General features: G+C 72.8%; 4 protein-coding genes. All 4 read right to left on the bottom strand.

Translation table 11 applies throughout. The features are described from left to right. Nucleotides 1-122: 122 nt before the first annotated feature. A complete protein-coding gene (locus tag OZN99_RS27415; protein ID WP_270938399.1) occupies nt 123-749 on the bottom strand; it encodes a hypothetical protein in 627 nt (208 codons plus the stop codon). Nucleotides 750-890: 141 nt separating this feature from the next. Then, on the bottom strand, nt 891-2,312 hold the full coding sequence (locus OZN99_RS27420) for a tetratricopeptide repeat protein (protein ID WP_270938400.1): 1,422 nt from the start codon (nt 2,310-2,312) through the stop codon (nt 891-893). A gap of 79 nt (nt 2,313-2,391) precedes the next feature. Further along, nucleotides 2,392-3,165 carry a short-chain dehydrogenase/reductase gene (locus OZN99_RS27425; protein ID WP_270938401.1) on the bottom strand — a complete coding sequence of 258 codons (774 nt, stop codon included), beginning with the start codon at nt 3,163-3,165 and terminating at the stop codon, nt 2,392-2,394. A 34-nt stretch (nt 3,166-3,199) separates the two neighbouring features. Next, nucleotides 3,200-3,790, bottom strand: a 591-nt coding sequence (locus tag OZN99_RS27430; protein WP_270938402.1) for a thiamine pyrophosphate-dependent enzyme, incomplete at its 5' end; no start/stop codon positions are given.

A 3,790-nucleotide genomic window follows, 5' to 3' on the forward strand; every position in this document is an offset into this window, starting at 1 on the left:
GGCCGACGGTGCGGCGCTCCGCCTCGGCGCGGGCGCGGTCGCAGATGCCCGGTGCCGCCGGCAGGGGCGCCGCGTCCGCGCGGCGCCCCACGACCAGATCCTTCGCCTTCACGTCCATCGCCTCAGTGCCGGTGCGCGGTGGCGGCCGGCAGGTCGGTCGGCGCCTCCATCAGCGCGTAGGGATGGCCGGCGCAGCCGACATTCGGGTTGGTCGCGTTGAACAGCCCGGCCGGGTTCTCCTTCCACAGCCAGACATGCAGGTCGTAGTGATGCAGTTCCGTCGGCATCAGCGGCTCGTGCCCGGCCATCGGGCCGTCGAAGGGGCGGCCGAACAGCGTCGGGCGCTCCGTGATGCCGGTCGCCAGCGGCACGAACCACTCGGCGGCCACCAGGCGCAGCCGGCCGCCACCCGCGGGCTCGTACACCAGCAGCGGCGGGCGGAACGGATCCGGCGTGGGGCCGATGTTCTGCACGTTGAGGAAGTGCACGCCCATCGCGCCGTTCGCATAGGCGACGCAGCCGACGGTGGAGGCGTAGCCGTCGCGCACCGCCACCAGCGGATCCTGGTACTTGTCGAGCGCGGCGCGCACCTCCTCGAGGGCGGGCGGCAGCGTCGGCGCGCCGGCCGGCGTGGAGGGGCGGTGCTGCGGCCCGTGGTCGTGGCCGGGATGCGCCGCGACGGGTGCGGCGGCGAGTGCCAGCAGCGCGGCGGCGAGCAGGTGGCGGCGGGACTTCGTGGCGGTGGGCATGGCGTCTTCTCCGTGCGTGGTTCGCTGCAAGCCCCCTTCCCGGGGGACGCCGCGACCCTGCACGGCGCGGCTTTCCGCGCCCATCGCCGGAGCTTTCCGGAGCTTTCCTGCCGGCTTTCCGCGCCTTTCCGTGCTGCGCGCCTATTCCGGCACGCCCGCCTTCACCAGCCCCTCCACGAAGACGTCGCGATGCGCGAAGCCGTCCAGGTTCCGCCGCAGCACGCTGACGCGCAGCGGTGGCCCGACGCGGTTGCGCGCGACGATGAAGGCCTGCGCTTCCTCGACCAGGCCGAGATGCCCGCAGCAGCTGATCAGCGTGTTGTAGTGCCCCGAATACTCGGCGAAGGCCTGCACCGAGGCGCGCAGCAGCGGCAGCGCCGCCTCGAAGCGCCGCGCGCCGAGCAGCGCGAGGCCGTGGATCGCCGTGTAGATGCCGGCGAAGCTGTCCATCGGGCTCATGCGCAGCGCCTTGCCGGTCTCGGCGATCGCCTCCTCGAATTGCCCGGCGCGCAGCAGCGCCCAGCCCAACGCCGAGCGGCCCAGCGCGAAGCTCGGATTCAGTTCCAGCGTCGCGCGCAGTTCCACCAGCGCCTGTGCGTGCTGCCGCGCGGTGGAGAGGCAGAGGCCGAGCGTCATGCGCGCCCAGGGCTCGCTCGGGTCGAGCGCGGCGGCCTCCTCCGCGTGGCGCTGCGCCTCCGCGTATCCGGCGCGCGTGTCGGGCCACCAGTAGCAGAGCGCCGCCCACCACACCGCCCAGGCCAGGCAGGCATGCGCGCGCGCATAGCCCGGGTCAAGCACGATGGCGCGCTCCAGCAGCGCGCGCGCCTCCGCGTTCTGCGCACGGCCGACGCGGGTGATGAGGCCGAGCGCGCGCACCGCGAGCCCCCAGGCGTCGATGCTGTCCGGCGCGCGCTTCGCCGCACGGAAGCCTTCCTCGGTATAGAGGTGCGGCTCGATCGCGGCGACGACGCTGCGCGTGATCTCGTCCTGCACGGCGAAGATGTCGCCGATCTCGCGGTCGTGCCGCTCGGCCCAGATGTGCTTGCCGGTCGCCGCGTCCACCAGCTGGGAGGAAACGCGGATGCGCCCGGGCGCGGTGCGCACGCTGCCCTCCAGCACGTAACGCACGCCGAGCTCGCGCGCGACCTGCCGCACGTCCACCGCGCGGCCCTTGTAGGTGAAGGTGGAGTTGCGCGCGATCACCAGCAGCCAGCGCAGCCGCGACAGCTCCGTCGTGATGTCCTCGGTGAATCCGTCGGCCAGGTATTCCTGCGCCGGGTCGCCGGTCATGTTGGCGAAGGGCAGCACCGCGATGGAGGGGCCGTCCGGCGCGGGCGGCTGCGGCGCAGCCACCGCGATGTCGGCCGCGCCCGGGGCCGCCCGAAGCGCCAGGCCCGTCTCGGCCTCCACCACCGCCAGCGTGCGGTCGGAGAAGATGCCGACCAGCAGCTTGTCCACGGTGGACTTGCCGAGCTTCGTGCGGAAGGCGAACTGCTCGCGCGAGATGTGCTCGCGCGCGATGTAGTCCCGGATCAGGCCGGCGATGCGCCTGGTCTCGTCCATCCCGCGCGCGGCTCCTCAACCGCCTGCATCCTGCCGGAAACGCAGCGGCGGATGCACCCCCGCAATGCGGGCGCGGCGATCACGCCCGGAACATCCCCCCGCCGTCCACGTCCACCACCGTGCCGTTCACGTAGGCCCCGCGCGGCGAGGCGAGGAAGCAGGCGAGGTCGGCGATCTCCGACGCCTCGATGGGTCGGCCATAGGGCAGGCCGGTCAGCGTCTCCGCCCAGCGTGCCTCGTCGCCGAACTTCAGCTTCGCGTTGAAGCGCGCCTGGGTGACCATGCGGTCGGTCTTGGTGGCCGCGGGGTTGATGCCGAAGACGCGCACGCCGTGCTCCTGCGCGGCGCCGCCCAGCGCCGAGGTGAAGGCGATCAGCGCGGCGTTGCCCGCGCCGCCGGCGATGTAGCCCGCGCGCGGCGCGCGGCCGGCCATGCCGATGATGTTGCAGATCACGCCCGCGCGCTTCGCCTCCATGCCCGGCATGTAGAGCTGGCACATGTGGACGTAGCCGATGACCTTGAGGTCCCAGGCCTGCTGCCAGCGCGCGATCGGGATGTCCTGCAGCCGGCCCGAGGGGATGGCGCCGGCGTTGTTGACCAGGATGTCGGGATCGGGATGTGCGGCGTGCAGCCTCTCCCGCTCCTCGGGCTTCGAGAGGTCGGCGGCCAGGGTCTCGACGCGCACCTGTGCCCTGGCGCGCACCGCATCCGCGGCGGCCGCGAGGGTAGCCGCGTCACGCGCCGCGAGCACGATGTCGCAGCCCGCTTGCGCGAAGGCCTCGGCGCAGGCCAGGCCGATGCCTTTGGAGCCGCCGGTGATCAGCACGCGCTTGCCGGCAAGGTGGAGGTCCATGCTGTCGTCTTCCGATGCGTGATGGCCGAAGGGGTCAGATCACCAGTTCGATCACGAAAGGCCCCTCGCGCGAGAAGCTCTGCTTCATCAGGTCCGCGCAGCCTTCCAGGGTCGAGGTCTTCGCGGCCTCCACGCCCATGCCCTCGGCCAGCTTCACCCAATCCAGATCGGGGTTGCCCAGGTCCATCATGTCCATCGCCGTGCGGCCGGGATTCGCGCCCACGCCGCGGTACTCGCCCAGCAGGATTGCGTATTTCCGGTTGGACAGCACGATGGTCGTCACCGGCAGCTTCTCGCGCGCCTGGGTCCAGAGCCCCTGCAGCGTGTACATACCCGACCCGTCGGCCTGCAGGTTCACCACCCGCCGCCCGCCGGCCCCCACCGCCGCGCCGGTGGCCAGCGGGATGCCGCAGCCGATCGCGCCGCCGGTGATCTGCAACCAGTCGTGCGGCGGCGCACAGTGCGTCTCCTTGAAGAAGCCGCGCCCGAAGGAGACGCTCTCGTCGGCCACCACCGCATCCTCCGGCATCAGCGCGGCCAGCGTCCGCGCCAGCCCCTCCGGCGTCGGCGCGCCGCGCGCGGGCTCCGGGCGCGGGCCGGCATCGGGCAGGTCCGCCTGCGGCTC

The organism is Falsiroseomonas oryzae (genome assembly GCF_027856955.1).
Lineage (GTDB): Bacteria > Pseudomonadota > Alphaproteobacteria > Acetobacterales > Acetobacteraceae > Falsiroseomonas > Falsiroseomonas oryzae.